Raw genomic sequence first — 16326 nt, 5'->3', positions numbered from 1 at the left:
ACGGCCCATCATGGATCGACCTCGTCGCGATTCGCGTCATCACAACGGAATCACGCTTGCCGGCTCGTCTCAACTGACTTTTGCAACAAAATCGGCCCTTAGCTGACTTTGCCGCGTTGGAGATCGCGCCGGAAGGGTTTGACCATACTTTCCTCGCCGGATCCGGCTCCGAGGCGGTCGACACCGCCCTTAAGATGGCGCTGGCCTATCACCGGGCGCGCGGCGAAGGCCATCGCCAGCGCCTGATCGGGCGCCAGCGCAGTTACCATGGAATGGGATTCGGCGGACTCTCGGTCTCGGGCATCGGATGGCAGCGGGCGCAGTTCGGCGTCATGCTTCCGGGGGTGTCACACCTTCCTCACACACATGATCTCGCGCGAAATGCGTTCAGCAAGGGCGAGCCCGAGCACGGCGTCGAATTTGCAGATGCGCTGGAAGGTCTCCTGACCGCGGTGGACCCCTCGACAGTCGCAGCCGTCATCGTCGAACCGATAGCTGGCGCCGGCGGCGTGCTGCCGCCGCCCAAGGGCTATCTCAAGCGGCTGCGCGAGATCACCAGCAAGCACGGCATCCTGCTGATCTTCGATGAGGTCGTCACCGGCTTCGGAAGACTAGGGGCGCCGTTTGCCGCACAGGCTCTAGGCGTCACGCCGGACCTCATGCGCGAATGGGATGAGTAACGGCGCCGTTCCAATGGGAGGCGTGCTGGTTCATCATCATGTGCACGAGGCCATGTCGCAGGGACCGGAGGCCACCGTCGAGCTCGCTCACGGCTACACCTACTCCGGCCACCCGCTTGCCTGCGCCGCCGCGATTGCCACCCTGGATGTCTATCAGGAGGAAGGCATCTTCGAGAAAGTCGCGCGCATCGCCGGGACATGGGAAGCCGCCATTCACGACATCAGGGGCGCCGGCGGCGCGGTCCGCGATATCCGCAACCTCGGGCTACTTGGGGCCGTAGAGATCAAAGCTGCCCCGAACGCTCCTGGTCAACGGGCCCGCGCCGTGGCGAACAATTGTTTCGAAAATGGGATCTTTGTTCGCGCTGTTGGCGATACACTGATCCTCGCCGCCTCTTATCATCAACGAGGAGCAGATTGGTCAGATCGCCGATGGCATCAAGAGCGGCATTCGGACATTGTAAGATACTGAGGCGCAAACAGAGGCCGCCGGAGACCGTTACAGGAATTTCTCGCGGCCCTGTGCTTTGATCTCGGTCTCCAGTTGCTGATCGAGCTTGTCGAGGCTTCGCCTCAAAACCTCGATTTCGTGCGGATCGAGCGCGGCCATGAGCTTGCGCTCGACCCGAACAACGAATTTCTCGATATCCTTGTAGACCTTGCGGCCATCGGTCGTGAGGCTCAGGCTGGCGCGGCGGCGGTCCGCTTTATCCACGTCACGATGAATCAGCCCTCGGCGCACCAGCAATTCGATGGAGCGCGCGACCTTGAACGCATCGGACGAGGTCAATGTCGCAAGTTGCGTGGCCGTCAGCGGCTGATGCCTGGCAATGACCGCGAGGCTTCGCCAGGCCGGCATCGTCAGCTCGTAACGATCTTCGTACATGGGGGAGATGAAGCTGCCCAGCCGCGAAGCGATGAGACCGAACCGGTATCCGGTCCAGTTCTCGAGCGGGAGGATCGTGCTGACCTTGTTCATCAAGACAATTTGCTCGCGGTGATGGGAGCAGAACCATAACGAGTTGCACTGCACCGCTCAACCGCTCGCTTTCCGGACGATCGCGTCATTGACGCAGGGGCGAATTACTTGCATAATGCAAATAATAAGCATTCAAAAGAGCTAGGGAGGATCACCATGTCGAAATCGACTGACGGCCAGGATCTGACGCTGGTTGGCCCGGGTACGGTCATGGGCGAGATGATGCGGCAATACTGGATACCCGCCGCCCTCTCTTCGGAACTATCGGTCGACGGCGATCCAATGCGCCTGATGCTGCTTGGTGAGCAGCTCATTGCCTTCCGTGACAGCTCGGGCCGGGTTGGCGTGCTGGATCATCAATGTCCACATCGCTGTGCCTCGCTGTTCCTCGGCCGTAACGAGCAGGACGGCATCCGTTGCGTCTATCACGGCTGGAAGTTCGACGTTGACGGCCGCTGCCTCGAAATGCCGAACGTCCCCCCTCCGCAGGATTTCAAGGAAAAGGTCCGCGCAAAAAGCTACAGGGTTCGCGAGTGCGCGGGCCTCATATGGGTTTACATGGGCGCGCGGGCCGAGGCGCCGCCGATGCCGATGCACGAAGCGCTGTTCGTTCCGGAGCAGGATCTGACCGTCACCATCCTCCAACGCGAAGCCAACTGGCTCCAGGGCCTCGAAGGCGATATCGACACGTCGCATTTCGGCTTCCTGCATGCCGGACACATCAACCCTGATGATTTCGAGGAAGGCCACCCGGCCCGTCACACGGTTTCCAACCGAGCGCCGGAGTACAAGGTCACCGAGACCGACTGGGGCACGATGTACGGCGCGTTTCGGCCGGAAGCGGACGATCGAATGCACTGGCGCATGGCGCATTTCTCACTGCCGTTCTGGACCCAGACCCCGAACGCCGACTTTGCCGACCACGTGGTCGCCAAGGCGTGGGTGCCCATGGACGACACCCACACGATGCTGATCTCGATCTATGGCGGCCGCGCCAAGGGGGCGACTTACTCGAGTTCCAAGCTGAAATCCGGTGGCGGCATCCCCGGGGCCGACGGTCTGGATTATCTGCCCAACACCACGGACTGGTATGGGCGCTGGCGTGCGGTCCAGAACATCGGCAACGACTGGCAGATCGATCGCGAAGCTCAGCGCACCAACAAGATCTACACCGGCATCCGCAACATCGTGATGCAGGACCAAGCCGTCACGGAAAGCATGGGGCCGATCGTCGATCACACCAAGGAACATCTCGCACCGAGCGACGTGATGATCGCGCGGACGAGGCGGCGCCTGCTCAACGCTGCACGGGCATTCGCCAACAGCGGCACCGTGCCGCCCGGCGTCGACGATGCCGAGGTGTTCTGGAACGCGCGCGCAGGCTCCTACTACGCTGACGCGAAGATCGACTGGCTCGAGGCCTATCAGGACAAGTTGAAGACCGCCATTCGCTGGCGTGCCCCGAGCCCGCAAGCCGCGGAGTAGCGACAATGGCCACGCCGGACCGGGAAAAGCGCGCGCGCATCACGCGCCGCGCTACGGTGTTTGGACTGACCGCCTCTTCGATCCTGCCATCGATCATGGCCCCGTCGAGAGCGGAGGGCGAATGGTCCGCGTTGGTCGCAGCCGCAAAGAAGGAAGGCCGCGTGGTGCTCTACAGCGCGTTCGTCGGCCTTGCCGCGCACAAGGAGCTCAAGAAGGAGTTCGAGTCCGCCTACGGAATCACCGTGGACATTCTCGAAGCGCGCGCGAGCGAAGTCCGGGAGCGCATCCGCATCGAGCAGGCCGCGGGCCGCAACGCAGCCGACGTCTCCGAGAACGGGCGGACCACGACCACGCTGCAGATCAAGGAGGAGCGTGTCTTCGAACCTCACGGCCCCCTCCCCAGCCTCGGCCGTCTCAAGGCGGACTTCCCAAGCGACGGCATGCGGCTCCCTGTCTTTGCGATCGTCTACGGCATCCTGGCGAATACCATGCTGGTCAAGCCGGCGGACGAGCCGAAAAGCTGGCTCGACCTGACGGATCCGCGCTGGAAAGGAAAAATCCTCAGCGACGATCTGCGGACGCTCGGCGGCGGCGGCGTGCTCTTCTCGGTCCTGCAGGACCTCTACGGGCGCGCCTTCCACGAGAAGCTTGCCCAGCAGGACCTGAAGTTCAGCCGGGAGATACCCGCAAATGAGCGCCGCGTAGCGCGCGGCGAATACCCGCTCTACATCCCCGACAGTCTGACATCGCTGCTCGAACTCAAGGGCCTCCCGGTCAAGTTCATCGCGCCAAAGGAGGGGCTGCCCTACGTCGGCTACGATCTCGCGCTGCTGAAGAATGCGCCTCACCCAAACGCGGCGCGGCTGCTGATGGAATACTATCTGGGCAAGACGATGCAGCAGAGCCTTGCGAGGCTCGGGCTGCTGCCGACCACGGCGGACGCGCTGACCGGTGTCGATCCCGCGGTGGCACAGATCGAAACAACGAAGCTTCTCGGCACCACCGATCCCGAACGCATGAACGAGATGCTGTCTTTGGCTCAGCAGATCTATCGCTGAGAGGCACCCCCGGCTTAAGGGGCTGCGCCGGCCTGCTCCGGCACTGCCCAAGCTGATTGCTGCGGAACGACGACGGTCACATTGTCTCCGACGGAGAAGCCACCGAACGGCGGCGCATCGACATTGAGGCGGCTATCGTCGGTCTGCACCACGACCGACCGGATCGGGCCGCGGAAGATCGTGTGCGCAATCTGTCCGGACCATCGAAGCTCGTGGTCACTGTGAGCCGCATCCGGCGCCGCGATACGCGCGTCCTCGGGACGAACCATGACGGTCACGGGCCGCCCGGGCCGGATCTCGCTTGCCGACTCGCACGCTCCACGCCAGCCCTTGCCGACGACGTTGAGCCGCACCCGGCGATCGTCGATCCGCGTGCAGGCCTCCACACTGGCCTCCAGCAGGTTCGGTGTTCCGAAGAAGGCCGCCACGATCCGGTTTGCGGGATAGCGATAAATTTCCTCGGGCGCACCGATCTGCTGGATTCGGCCGCGATCCATCACGACCACACGGTCGGACAACGCCATCGCTTCGGCCTGATCATGTGTCACGTACAGGCTCGTCATCCCAAGCCGTCTCTGGATCGAACGGAACTCGTCGCCCATCTGCAGACGGAGCTTTGCGTCGAGATTGCTGAGCGGCTCGTCGAGCAGCAGCACCTTGGGTTCGAAGACGAGGGCCCGCGCGATCGCCACTCGCTGCTGCTGGCCGCCGGACAGCGCCGGTGCCGGCCGCTCGGCGAAATCCTGCATTTCGACGAGGCGGAGTGCCCTGGCGACGAGATCGCGTATCTCGGCCGCGGATTTGCGGCGCACCCGCAGCGGATAGGCGACGTTCTCGAAGACGGTCATGTGCGGCCAGATCGCGTATGACTGGAAGACCATGCCGAGCCGCCGGCGCTCCGACGGAACAAAGACGCCGCGAGCCGCATCGCTGACGACCTCGTTGCCTATGCTGATGCGGCCGCCGGAATTTTGCTCGAGGCCCGCGACCATCCGCAACGTCGTGGTCTTGCCGCACCCCGACGGCCCCAGCAGGGTGACGAATTCACCCTCGCTGACGCGCAGGTCGACGCCGTCGACCGCGACGAAATTACCGAAGCTCCGGCTCACCTTCTCAAGAACGACATTCGACATGGCACGATCCAAGCCTGGTCACATTCCACCGATACGGCTGCTGATGAACTTGAGTTGAACCCAACGGAAGACGATCACGAGAACCATCATGATGAGCCCAATGACACTGACCTGCTCCGCATTGCCGTTCGCCCACAGCTTCAGCAGCACGACAGACAACACCTCGGAGCCGACAGAATAGAGCAGAACGGATGCGCTCAGCTCGCGCATGATGCCGAAGAACACCAGCACCCATCCGACGGCGAAGGAAGGCCAGGCCAGGGCAAGGACGATGCGCCTCATGGTTTGCAGCCAGCTTGCGCCATGCACCCGGGAGCACTCCTCGAGGTCGAACGAAAGCTGCGCATATGCGCTCGACATGGCGCGCACCGAAAGCGGCGTCCCAAGCGAAATATAGGCCAGCAGCAGCGCCCAGATCGTGCCGTAGATCGGAATCGCGTGAGGCAGCAGAGCAAACCCCCAGAGAAACCCGACACCAAGGACGATGCCGGGCATCATCCACGGCAGCCAAGCCATCGAATCGATCAGCAACCGGCCTCGCCACTTCGTTCGGACCGAGACATAGGCGACGGTTGCGCCGAGCAACATCGTCAGCGTGGCGCCGACGAGGCCCAGGAACATCGTGTTGCTGAACCCGCGCCAGAACTCGCTGCTGCCGAACACCGCCTGATAGTGCTCGAGTGTCAGCATGTCCCACTGGTAGAACCCGAAGAACTTGAAGAACGAGCCGATGATGAGTTGCCCGACCGGGAGGACCACCGTCACCACAAAGAACAGAACGCAAAAGGCAAAGGTTGCCCATCGCCATGCACCGAGTTTCATCACCGAAGGTGAATAGCCCTTGCCGGTGATGGTCTGAAAACTCGGGCCGCGCAGCATCCGCCGCTGCAGAAGAACGATCAGGAACAATAGCGCCATGATGACGAAGCTGATCGCGGTTGCATACTGATATTGCGGCGGCGACCGCTGGTTGATCGAGTCGTAGATGTCCGTCGTGATGACCCGAATTCCCGCCGGTGAGCCGAAGAAGAGCGGCGACTCGAAATTCTCGATGCCGCGAATGAAGCTCAGGATGGCCGCACCGGTCAGCGCGGGCAGCATAAGCTGCAGCGTGACAGAGCGAAAAGTTCGCAGGCGTGATGCGCCGCACATGGTCGCCGCCTCCTCGAGACTCGGATCCATCGCTCGGAAGGCGTCCACGATAAGAAGAAACAGGAACGGCACGGAATACTGCATCATGTGCCAGACTACGCCGCCATATGAATAGACGTTGATCGGCGCTGTCTCTGATCCCGTGACCCACTGATAGAGCTGATTGAGCAATCCGACCTGCGGATTGCCGAGCATGCCCCACGCCATTGCGGTCAGGATCGGGGGAATGAAGAATGGCAGCGTGATCAGGACTTCCAGAGCCCCCCGGAATGGCGTGTCGGTTCGCGCCAGTATCCAGGCGAGCAAGACGGCCAGGATTACCGAAGGGATGGTCTTGGCCAGGGATATGCCGACGGTGTTGAGGAGTGTCACCGCGCTTTGCAGCGTGATGACGTCGCGATATCCGTCCAGATTGAAAGTGCCGGCCATTCCCGGCGGCGTCGAATGCAGGCTTCCATAGAGCAGCATCGACAGCGGATAGACGGAAAGGAAGGCGAGAACGACGACGAGCAGAGCGAGCGCCGCAAGGCGGCCTGCCGCAGTCGCCTGCAGCCACCGCCCGATCCCGCTCAGGCCGGTCGTACGCCTCTCGACGAGGTTGTTCACTCCCTCTCCGGCTGAAACGCTCATGGGTCTCTCAGGGGTAAAGCTTCTTGGCGAGATCCATCATCGAGGAGCGCTCAGCCAGCTTGGCGGGACCAATGATCTTGGCGTTCACGAACTGCTGCGCGTCCGGATTGGCGCGCTCGGCGGCCGCGGCGTTCACCGGAAGCATCCATGCGTTCGCGTAGAGCAATTGCGACTCGACGCTGAGGAAGTGGTCGATGAACAAACGCGCAGCGTTGGGATGCGGCGCGTTCTTGAGCACCGCGAGATCCATCTCCGCGAAAGGTGCACCCTCCTTCGGAATCACGACTTTCACCGGCAGCCCCTTCAGATCGGACGTAAAGGCAAAGATCTGCGGGATATAGATTGCGTACTCGCCGCGAGCGACGCGCCGCGCGTCGTTTCGCATATCGCGGCTGAACACGGGCTTTTGCTCGGCGAGCTTCTGGTTGAAGTCGGTGCCCATGGTCTTTTCCAGGATGGCGAACATGGTATTCCCGCTGCCGAGCGGCCGCATGTCGTCCGAGAGGATCTTGCCCTTCCATTTGGGATCGTTGAGATCGTTCCAGCTCGTCGGGATGTCCTGCTCCTTGACCAGCCGCGTGTTGATGAGGATGCCCATCGGCTGCATGAAGGCCGGCACGCTGTATTCATTGGCTTTGAACGGCGGTCGCAAATGGGCGGCATTCGGGATCGGCGGCAGTTTCTGCACGAAATCGCCGTTCTTGAGTTGCTCCTCGATCATGGTCGTCGTGACCATTTCCGCGTCGCCCAGAAAGCGGCCGGCCGCCTGCTCGGTGCGGATGCGCTCGGAGAGCTCACTGGCACGGAGGTCGAGACTCTCGACCGGAATTCCGTACTTCGCTTCGAACGACTTGAGGACAGCCGTGAAGTAGGGAGCGCCCAAGGCCATGTTGTAGACCACGACTTTGCCTTCCTTCTTGGCGGCCTCGACGACCTTGTCCCAAGAACCGTCCTCGGCTTGCGCGGAGCTCAACAGACCCACGAAACAGGCGACAGCCGCCGACATCCCTAGCTTGAACACCACTTACTCCTCCCAATGCGCTTTTATTTGCTTAATTGATTCACTGGTCTTCAGACTTCCAAGACAACATATTGCTTGTCGATCGTGACCTGAAACGTTTCGGCGCGCAGCTCGCCTTCGATCAGCGCGCCTCCGGGCTCGACTTTCAGCTCATAGCTTCGGACCTTGGTGCGATCCGGCTCGCACCATGACCGACCGGTTCGCAGATCGAATTCCCAGCCATGCCACGGGCAGCGCAACAACTCACCACGACGGCTGTATTGATAGTCACCGGGCCCCGTCGCCTCGACGAGCCCGACGATGCGTCCCTTGCACAGGGACGCCCCCTCATGCGGGCAACGATTGCCGACGGCGAAATACTCGCCCTCGACATTGAAGATGCCGATCTCGCGTCCATTGACCTGGACCAGCAGGCGCTGGCCCGGCGGGATCTGATCCACGGTCGCAACCACATGCCGCGCCATCAGTCCAGCCTGTAGAACTTGCGCGCATTCTCGTAGAGAAGCTGCTCGCGCTGGGCCTGTGTGAGGTTGGCACGAAACGCGTAGCGCGGATCGTCGAAATCCCAATGCGGGTAGTCGGTGGAGAACAGCAGCCGATCCCATCCGATCCTGTCGAACAGATCGATCAATTCGGCCGACGTCGCCGGCTCTTCCATCGGCTGCGTGCTGAACCACACCTGCTCGCGCACATATTCCGACGGCGGCTTCTTCACATGAGGAACCTCGCTCCGAAGGCGTGCCCAGTGCTTGTCCATGCGCGCATTGAGCGACGGTACCCAGCCCAAGCCGCCTTCCATGATCACGACGCGCAACTCGGGAAAGCGCGCCAGGACCCCTTCGAAGACAAGGCTCGCCACGACCGCCTGCATGGTCTGGGCGACCGAGTGATGTTCCTCCATGTAATAGGATGTCCATCCGCCGCCGGTCGATGGATGGCCATTGGTGCCACCGACATGAATCGTGATCGGCAGGTTGTTGCGCACGGCCGCCTCATAGATCGGCCAGTAGCGCCGGCGTCCGAGCGGCTCGTCCGTCTTGGGCAGGATCAAGATCTGGGTAAAGTTGGGATCCCCTCCCCTGGAATCGATCTCGGCGACGGAGGCAACCGTGTCTTCCTGGGCGATCAGCACCGAGGCCCTCAAACGCGGCTCCTGCTTCACCCAGCGTTCGACCTGCCAGGTGTTCATCGCGCGGGTCAATGCGACGCCAAGGTCGAGATTTCTCTGACTGCCCGGATTCCAGCGCAGGGGTATCAACATGCCCACCTCGATCCCGTTCGGATCGAGGTGCTGCTTCTTCATCAGGTCAAGGCTCGATCCCGGCGGCCCACCCTCCTCCGGATAGGCATCGATCCGCGCAGCGTCGGGCGACATGCGCGGATGCGACAGCGCCTCGGAGAAGGCGTGGCGCAGGTGGCTGCCATAGACCGTAAGATGCTCGATCCATTGCCTTTCCAGATAAGGATGCACCTCGGTCCAGGACGTCATCGCCGGATGGATGTCGCAATCGATGACTTTCAGCTTGTAGTTCGAGGCCCGTGGCCGTTCCAGTTCAACGGTGCTCATGGCACAACCTCCATGATCTGATCGGCCGTGGCCAATCGCGAGTAAGTGGCGAGCGCATTTTCACTGGCGATCTTGCGGAAAAGCGCATCAGGGAGCCGGCCGGAGAGAACCGCATCCCCGTCGAAATGCCAATGCGGATAGTCCGTCGAGAACAGGAACAGTTCGTCCGACTTGATGTGATCGGCGAGCCGCATGATGGCCTCGCCGTCGTCCGCCGCATCGACCGGCTGGACGGTGAAGCGCACATTGTTACGGATGATCTCCGACGGCGTGCGCGTGACCCACGGAACCTCGGCTCGCACGCCTTTCCATGTCTTGTCGGCGCGCCAGATGAACCCGCTCAGCCACGTCAACCCGGATTCGATTGCAACGACCTTGAGCCCGGGAAACTTCGCGAACACGCCCTCCGATATCAGGCTTTGAAGCTGGCTCTCGAATGCGGCGGATTGCGCCACATAGTCCTCGACATAGTATGACGGCCACCCGACGGCGGTAGGCGCATATCGATAGGCGCTTCCTGCGTGAATTCCGATCGTCAGGCCGAGGCGCTCGGCGCGTTCGTAGATGGGCCAGAGATGTCGCCGGCCCAGCGTAGTTTCACCGGACACCAGCATGAGGACCTGCACGAACCGGAAGTCGTCGGCGCGGCGGTCGATTTCCGCCACGGCGAGTTCCGCGTTGTGCGACGGGATCACGATCGAGGCGCGGAGGCGCGGATCCCGATTGAGCCAGTGATCCCTGATCCAGTCGTTGGTCGCCCGGCAGAACGCTGCCGCCATATCCTCACTGTGAAGGACCTGCGCGCCGTAGAGGCAGTTCAGAATTCCATAGCGTGGTCGAAACCGATCGAGCACATGGTCTTGCATCGCTTCGAGCGAGGAGCCCGCCTTCGCACCACCCGGGAGAAGCCAGTCCGGACGACAGGATAGTGGCGAGTTCTGCGGGTAGCTGGTCAGGCTCAGATTGAGACGGTCGAGCGCGCGGACGGAGACCATCTCGCGCCAATAATCGTCCAGATAGGGCAGGAGGACGCCCATCCCGGGCACAGCCGGATGAAGGTCGCAATCGATTGCGCTGGCATACGTCCTCGCCTGATCAAGACCGGCGACCAAGCCGTTTCCTTCCATGTCACTCTCGCCACTTTTTTCTTGGAATTGGGAGATTGGACGCTATGTTGATACATCAATAAATGTTTTGTCAAGAAATTTGATCTGGATCAATGCGCTGCAAAATGCGGGACTTGGAACGAAGTCCATTGGAGATCTTCGAAAATGCCGGCGACCAAGAAATTCGAGAGGGAGAAAGCTTCGGACGAACGTTCCCGGAATGCCGGAATGCTGGCCCGTGAACATGTGGCCGTGCTGGTGTCGACCCTCGGCATGCGCCTCAACAGAGGCGCGACTGCGTATTACCGCGCGGCCTGGAACATCGGCATCGTGGAATGGCGTCTTCTCATGACGCTCAAGAGCATCGAATCCCTCAATGTCAGTGAACTTTCCGACGCTGCCGACGTCGACAAGGCTGCAGCAAGTCGCAGTCTCGCCATCCTGGCGGATCGAGGGCTGATCTCGATCGAGCAGACTCGCTCCCGTGGCAGAGCCGCTATCGCCAAGCTTACCCGCGAAGGTAGAGATTTCGCCACTAGAATGGCCGAAGCCTCGCGTAAGCGCGAGGCTCGGCTATTCAAAGATTTCCCAATCGCCGACAAAAAACAATTGTCGCAACTTTTACTTCAGCTTTCTAATGCCTTGGATCATGCTGATTGGGAGCACTAACGGATCAGACAGCAGCGGAAGGATCAAGTGAGCTACGACGCTCAAGTCCACCCCGCAGAACGTTTCTCGATAGGATGTCCCCGTCTCACTCACGGCACGCGCGACGCTCTTGCCCTCCTTAGGGAGACGACCGGCGGTTTCGGATCGCCCCCAAGGTCCTGCTAGATGGCGCATTGTTCTGAAAGTTGTAGCCGTCTCTCGCTTTTCAACCCGGATCGGCCGCAACAATTCGTAGACGTGGCTAGGCTTGATCTCTGGGATCGTGAGTTTCCAATTGTCGGGCCAGCGTACCGTTTGAGCGACGACGGCCATTGACTGCGATGCTTCGTGCTCCAGATCGACCAGTGCTTGCGCATGTAGATTTCGGCGCACAGCTCGAAAGTAGGCAGGGTGACCTTGGTCTCTCCGGCTTTCGCTTCCTCAGGCGCCGCTCGCTTCTCCACACGATGTCGACGCCGGGTGCGCTGCGATCGCCTTTGACACGAAGACGCGCTGCGTCGCGGGCAAGCCGCGCGTCCTTTAGCGACACGTCTTTGAGCGATCCTAGACCGAGCCAGCGCGGCTTACCTTCTTTCCAGTATCGGTAGCACCAGTTCTGGCACTCGCGACGACGAGGTAGAGACCGTCGCCGTTGTTGTTGCTGGCTGAGAAGATGATGACGGCACTGCGAAAATGCGAATAACTTCCGTTGGTCACTTTTGAGGGGCTGTGTAATAGGCCAAGCGGTCTCCCATCCTCAAGCAAGTCGATCTGGTCGGACCACTGTCAAAGTCTTGGCACTGGCCTGTTTCCGGCGACAGTGGCCTAGTTTGAAATGACAACGTGGCCCGTTTTGTTCTGGGCCAACCATACGGTGTATTCACGGGCGGAACACGCCGTCATAGATTGCCGAACTTTCCCGATCTTGGCACGATCTGCAATAGACGCCGCATTCTGACGGGCAATATCATTTCCCGTTTCAGGACTATGGAGGGCGGGCGCGCTTCGCGGGCTAGCTCTTAGTCCGTATTCCTGACCGCCTCAGCTAGTATGGCGTAAAGCTGGCGCTTGCTGAGCTCTTTGGGCTGCCGCTTCTCCAGTGGTTTCGACACCTTCTTACCTACAGTGCGGGCACAAGCGGCGGACAATGCCGCTCTCTTCCGGTCTACCCCTGTGAACGGAAATCGTCAGACTGCACCGGCGTGTATCACGCGGGCCAAAACCGGACTCGTGCACCGCAGAAAATGATGCGCATGATCTACTTATCCTATCGGTTCTGGTATGATCCCTAAGGTGGTTGAAGATCTCGGGAAGCGGATGAGCCCGAATTTTTCGAGCAGGAAGGGCATCTGCGGAACCGAACGTAGCATCAGACGTTCTTCCGGCGTATGAGCAGCGCCGTCGCCCCGGCGCAGCCCGCGCAGAGGCGTCGCGCTGTGCTGGTCGGAGAGAATGCTCATGAGACTCACTCTTTCGGTCATCAAGGCTGACGTTGGCTCAGTCGGCGGGCATACGAAGCCATCTTCACGCATGATGGCAGCTGTCGAGGGCGAGGTCGCGAAGGCGATCTGCAATGGTCTGTTGATCGACGGTTTTGTCTGCCACACCGGCGACGACATTGCGATCATCATGACGCACACACGTGGCGAGGGGAGCTCAGAGATCCATCAACTCGCCTGGAAGGCGTTTCTTACGGCCACTTCGGTTGCAAGGACTTCCGGTCTCTACGGCGCCGGCCAGGATCTTCTCGCAGACGCACCTTCCGGAAACATTCGCGGTGCCGGCCCGGGCGTCGCCGAGCTCAGCTTCGACCACAGCCTCTCGGGGCCGAGACCCGCGGAATCATTCATGGTGTTCGCCGCCGACAAATGCGGCCCCGGCGCCTATAACCTGCCGCTCTACCTCGCCTTCGCTGATCCCATGTATTGCGCCGGGCTGATGCTACCCCCGATGATCAAGGGATTCCGTTTCCATGTCATCGACATGGACCACACGGCGGGCGACAGCGTGATCGAACTCGACGCGCCCGAGGACAACTACCACATTGCCGCGCTGCTCCGCGACAACGAGCGCTTTGGCATTGATCGCATCGTTTCTCAAACATATGGCGAGGTTGCCGCCGCCGTGTCGGCGCAACGTCTTCACGCAATCGCAGGCAAGTACACCGGCAAGGACGATCCGGTCGCAATCATCAGGAACCAGGGAATTTTCCCGGCGCCCGAGGAGATTATCTCGCCCTTCGCCAAGGCACACTTCGTGGGTGGCGATGCGCGCGGCTCGCATGTGATGCCGCTGATGCCCGTGCCGCTCAATACACCGGTCACTGGCATGTACTGCCTGCCGATCGTTTCTTGCGCTGGCTTTTCGGTCGACAAGGACGGCCGCTTTTCCGAGTCCTATACCGATTTCTTCGACACCCCGGCGTGGGACGAGGTGCGCCGGCGCGCGCAACGCAAGGCAATCGAGATGCCCAGCCAGGGCTGGTCCGGCGCTGCGATGCTGCCATATTCTGAGCTGGAATATGGCGGCTTCCGCGACACCGTATCCGCACTCGTGAAGCGATTTCGGCTGCGTGAGGAGCGCAAGCCGGAGGCGGCCGAGTAGCGAAGCTGCGCTGTGCATTATTACGACCTGCCAATGCTGGGAGGTTTGGCTTGGCGAAAAGACGCATCGGCATTCTCACGGGCGGCGGCGACGTCGCCGGCCTCAACGCAGTCATCAAGAGCGTGACTTATCGCGGCAGTGAGAACGACATCGAGGTCGTCGGTCTCCGCCGTGGTTGGGAGGCCCTCACGCACTTGAACCTCGAGGACCCGACCAGCAGGTCTCACTATGTCATCCCGCTCAACCGTGAAAACACTCGCACTATCGACCGGCGCGGCGGCACCGTGCTGCACTCGAGCCGCATCAATCCGTCCAGAATACAAAAGCTGCCCGATCATCTCGTCGGCAGGGACGTTCCAGTCTCCCTGAGTACCAAGGACGGCATCGTAACCAAGACCTGGGACCTCACCGGCCAGGTGCTGGCGAACCTTTCGGGGCTCGGAATCGAACACCTGATCGCCATCGGCGGCGACGACACGCTCAGTTATGCGGCCAAGCTCAACGAACTCGGCGTCAAGATCATCGCCATCCCGAAGACGATGGACAACGACGTCCGCAACACCGAGTACTGCATCGGCTTCTCGACCGCGATCACCCGCGCCAGCGATGCCATCCAGCGACAGCGCACCACTGTCGGCTCGCATGAGCGAATTGGCATTTTCCGCGTCTTTGGCCGCGATGCTGGATTCACAGCGCTCTACGCCGCGTATGCGACCTCGATACGATGCGTCATACCGGAGTACAAGGTCAACCTCGACAAACTGATCCAGCTGCTCCTCGAGGAGAAGCGAGCGAACCCAAGCAACTACGCGCTGATCGTGCTCAGCGAGGGTGCCGAGTGGGAGGGCTTCAACCTGCAGGAATACGGCGAGCCTGACGCCTACGGTCACCGCAAGAAGGCCAACGTGGCGGAATCGCTTGCCGACGAGATCAGGCGGCGCGCCGGCGAGGAGACGATCACCTCCGACCTCACCTACGACCTGCGATCGGGCGATCCGGACTTCATCGACAAGCTTGTGGCCCTGACTTTCGGCAACATGGCCTACGATGCCATCCTGGAAGGCAAGACCGGCCTCATGTCGGCGCTGGTAGAGGGCTGCTACGACCTCGTGCCCATCCCTGACGCCAAGCTCGGCCCGCGCAAATTGGACGTCGCCAGCAGCTACAACACGGAGCGCTATCGCCCCATCTACGGCAACAAGCAGGGGTTGCCGATCTTTCTCAACCGCGCGTCATAGATAGATGGTGACCCAAGCGCCGGCATGACTGGTTGCTGCGGGTGCGTCGCAACCGGCCTTGTCGCCGCAGCGCCACCGAGATCGGGGAGACGGCTCATGAGGACCTTGCTGCTGCTCGTGCTTTCTATGGTGACCGTCGTGCGCGAAGTGACCGCACAGGACGCGCAATGCGTCCTCGAACGCGCCGCCATGGTCGAAACCATCCGGTCTTACGCCCGGTCCCACGTCAGTGTTTTGGGACAGCAGGGGCTGTCGGGGAGAGTCCTTGAGGCCATGGGGCAAACACAACGCCATCTGTTCATCCCTGAGCGATCTTGCTCCATCGCATACGCAGACATGCCGCTTCCGATCGGCGCCGGCCAGACCATATCGCAGCCATTCATCGTGGCCTTGATGACTCAGCTGGCTTACGTCGCGCCCGATGATGTTGTGCTCGAAGTCGGTACGGGTTCGGGCTATCAGGCTGCCATCCTTGCGCACCTGGCGCGAAAGGTCTGCACCATCGAGATCATCCCGCAGTTGGCCGCAGCCGCAGCCAAAACGCTCAAAGACCTCGCGTATGACAATGTGAGCGTTCGGCTTGGCGACGGCTATGCTGGCTGGCCCGATTGCGGTCCTTTTGAAGCAATCATCGTCACCGCAGCGCTCGGGCACGTACCGGCGCCGCTGATTGAGCAGCTCAAATTGGGTGGCCGGCTGGTGATGCCGGTGGGACCTGCCTACACCACTCAGCAACTCACGGTGGTGGAAAAAACCGGCCCGGGCAAGACAACAACGCGCGCCGCCAGCCTCGTGCGGTTTGTACCCTTTACGCGCTCACCAGATTAAAAGCCAATCGACGTTTAATTCTTGAGCAGCACTTGCGCAGTCGCCTCGCTGGCTGGAGCCTTGCGGAAAGCGCCAGCTGTTCGAACCTGTCGGCTTCGGGTCTTGGGTGTGTGCAAACGGATAGGTCGGCACGCGGCCGTGGTCGCCAATCGTTGCAGGCGGCCGATGTCTCGCGTCGGAGCGTCCAATGACTGGCC

Annotated in this window: 18 protein-coding genes; 8 read left to right on the top strand and 10 right to left on the bottom strand. The window is 61.2% G+C overall.

Annotation, left to right across the window (positions count from 1 at the left end):
• Nucleotides 1–116: 116 nt before the first annotated feature.
• Together CT676_RS46195 and CT676_RS46190 are read left to right on the top strand one after the other, a co-directional pair.
• On the top strand, nucleotides 117–680 hold the full coding sequence (locus tag CT676_RS46195; protein WP_275552147.1) for an aminotransferase class III-fold pyridoxal phosphate-dependent enzyme: 564 nt from the start codon (nucleotides 117–119) through the stop codon (nucleotides 678–680).
• Nucleotides 673–1152 (top strand): aminotransferase class III-fold pyridoxal phosphate-dependent enzyme, encoded by a 480-nt coding sequence (locus tag CT676_RS46190; protein ID WP_275552146.1) that lies wholly within the window; start codon nucleotides 673–675, stop codon nucleotides 1150–1152. Before CT676_RS46195 ends, CT676_RS46190 begins: the two co-directional genes overlap by 8 nt.
• Before the next feature lie 27 nt (nucleotides 1153–1179).
• Here CT676_RS46190 and CT676_RS41275 read toward each other — a convergent pair whose 3' ends face one another.
• Nucleotides 1180–1659 (bottom strand): MarR family transcriptional regulator, encoded by a 480-nt coding sequence (locus tag CT676_RS41275; RefSeq protein ID WP_085403315.1) that lies wholly within the window; start codon nucleotides 1657–1659, stop codon nucleotides 1180–1182.
• A gap of 156 nt (nucleotides 1660–1815) precedes the next feature.
• On the opposite strand from CT676_RS41275, the gene CT676_RS41270 reads away from it, so the two are divergent.
• Nucleotides 1816–3144, top strand: coding sequence for a Rieske 2Fe-2S domain-containing protein (locus tag CT676_RS41270; protein WP_063985290.1), 1329 nt, complete (start codon nucleotides 1816–1818; stop codon nucleotides 3142–3144).
• A 5-nt stretch (nucleotides 3145–3149) separates the two neighbouring features.
• Nucleotides 3150–4202 (top strand): extracellular solute-binding protein, encoded by a 1053-nt coding sequence (locus CT676_RS41265; RefSeq protein WP_085403314.1) that lies wholly within the window; start codon nucleotides 3150–3152, stop codon nucleotides 4200–4202.
• Between the two features lie 14 nt (nucleotides 4203–4216).
• Here CT676_RS41265 and CT676_RS41260 read toward each other — a convergent pair whose 3' ends face one another.
• The 6 genes from CT676_RS41260 to CT676_RS41235 are packed head-to-tail and all read right to left on the bottom strand — an operon-like array spanning nucleotide 4217 to nucleotide 10832.
• On the bottom strand, nucleotides 4217–5335 hold the full coding sequence (locus tag CT676_RS41260) for an ABC transporter ATP-binding protein (protein ID WP_085403313.1): 1119 nt from the start codon (nucleotides 5333–5335) through the stop codon (nucleotides 4217–4219).
• An 18-nt stretch (nucleotides 5336–5353) separates the two neighbouring features.
• Nucleotides 5354–7093 (bottom strand): iron ABC transporter permease, encoded by a 1740-nt coding sequence (locus tag CT676_RS41255; RefSeq protein ID WP_244623490.1) that lies wholly within the window; start codon nucleotides 7091–7093, stop codon nucleotides 5354–5356.
• Nucleotides 7094–7124: 31 nt separating this feature from the next.
• Entirely contained in the window at nucleotides 7125–8138 is a 1014-nt protein-coding gene (locus CT676_RS41250) for an extracellular solute-binding protein (protein ID WP_244623488.1), read from the bottom strand.
• A gap of 50 nt (nucleotides 8139–8188) precedes the next feature.
• Nucleotides 8189–8602, bottom strand: coding sequence for a Rieske (2Fe-2S) protein (locus CT676_RS41245; RefSeq protein WP_063985295.1), 414 nt, complete (start codon nucleotides 8600–8602; stop codon nucleotides 8189–8191).
• Nucleotides 8602–9705, bottom strand: coding sequence for an amidohydrolase family protein (locus CT676_RS41240; protein ID WP_135217089.1), 1104 nt, complete (start codon nucleotides 9703–9705; stop codon nucleotides 8602–8604). Before CT676_RS41240 ends, CT676_RS41245 begins: the two co-directional genes overlap by 1 nt.
• On the bottom strand, nucleotides 9702–10832 hold the full coding sequence (locus CT676_RS41235; RefSeq protein WP_135217088.1) for an amidohydrolase family protein: 1131 nt from the start codon (nucleotides 10830–10832) through the stop codon (nucleotides 9702–9704). Before CT676_RS41235 ends, CT676_RS41240 begins: the two co-directional genes overlap by 4 nt.
• A 144-nt stretch (nucleotides 10833–10976) precedes the next feature.
• Here CT676_RS41235 and CT676_RS41230 point away from each other — a divergent pair, with 144 nt between their 5' ends.
• Nucleotides 10977–11480 (top strand): MarR family transcriptional regulator, encoded by a 504-nt coding sequence (locus tag CT676_RS41230; protein WP_085403308.1) that lies wholly within the window; start codon nucleotides 10977–10979, stop codon nucleotides 11478–11480.
• 241 nt (nucleotides 11481–11721) lie between these two features.
• Here CT676_RS41230 and CT676_RS46355 read toward each other — a convergent pair whose 3' ends face one another.
• Together CT676_RS46355 and CT676_RS41220 are read right to left on the bottom strand one after the other, a co-directional pair.
• Nucleotides 11722–12195: an Arm DNA-binding domain-containing protein gene (locus CT676_RS46355; RefSeq protein ID WP_343287581.1), complete on the bottom strand. Its 474-nt coding sequence runs from the start codon at nucleotides 12193–12195 to the stop codon at nucleotides 11722–11724.
• 526 nt (nucleotides 12196–12721) lie between these two features.
• On the bottom strand, nucleotides 12722–12919 hold the full coding sequence (locus CT676_RS41220; RefSeq protein ID WP_135217087.1) for a hypothetical protein: 198 nt from the start codon (nucleotides 12917–12919) through the stop codon (nucleotides 12722–12724).
• Between CT676_RS41220 and CT676_RS41215 the strand changes: the two genes are divergently transcribed.
• From CT676_RS41215 to CT676_RS41205, 3 genes are all read left to right on the top strand, one after another.
• Nucleotides 12912–14063, top strand: a complete 1152-nt coding sequence (locus tag CT676_RS41215; RefSeq protein WP_343287580.1) for a fructose-1,6-bisphosphatase — start codon at nucleotides 12912–12914, stop codon at nucleotides 14061–14063. The two genes, CT676_RS41220 and CT676_RS41215, sit on opposite strands and share 8 nt — an antisense overlap.
• Before the next feature lie 50 nt (nucleotides 14064–14113).
• Nucleotides 14114–15301 (top strand): 6-phosphofructokinase, encoded by a 1188-nt coding sequence (locus tag CT676_RS41210; RefSeq protein ID WP_085403306.1) that lies wholly within the window; start codon nucleotides 14114–14116, stop codon nucleotides 15299–15301.
• A 96-nt stretch (nucleotides 15302–15397) separates the two neighbouring features.
• Nucleotides 15398–16129 carry a protein-L-isoaspartate(D-aspartate) O-methyltransferase gene (locus tag CT676_RS41205; RefSeq protein ID WP_084795290.1) on the top strand — a complete coding sequence of 244 codons (732 nt, stop codon included), beginning with the start codon at nucleotides 15398–15400 and terminating at the stop codon, nucleotides 16127–16129.
• On the opposite strand, the gene CT676_RS44935 is transcribed toward CT676_RS41205, so the two are convergent.
• Nucleotides 16118–16326 (bottom strand): hypothetical protein (locus CT676_RS44935; RefSeq protein ID WP_205124631.1); only part of this gene is annotated, 209 nt, incomplete at its 5' end. The two genes, CT676_RS41205 and CT676_RS44935, sit on opposite strands and share 12 nt — an antisense overlap.

The sequence above is a fragment of the Bradyrhizobium sp. MOS001 genome, from assembly GCF_004634465.1.
Classification (GTDB): Bacteria; Pseudomonadota; Alphaproteobacteria; order Rhizobiales; family Xanthobacteraceae; genus Bradyrhizobium; species Bradyrhizobium barranii.
Note: the sequence above shows the minus strand (reverse complement) of the source record. Positions and strands in the feature narration are given on the sequence as shown.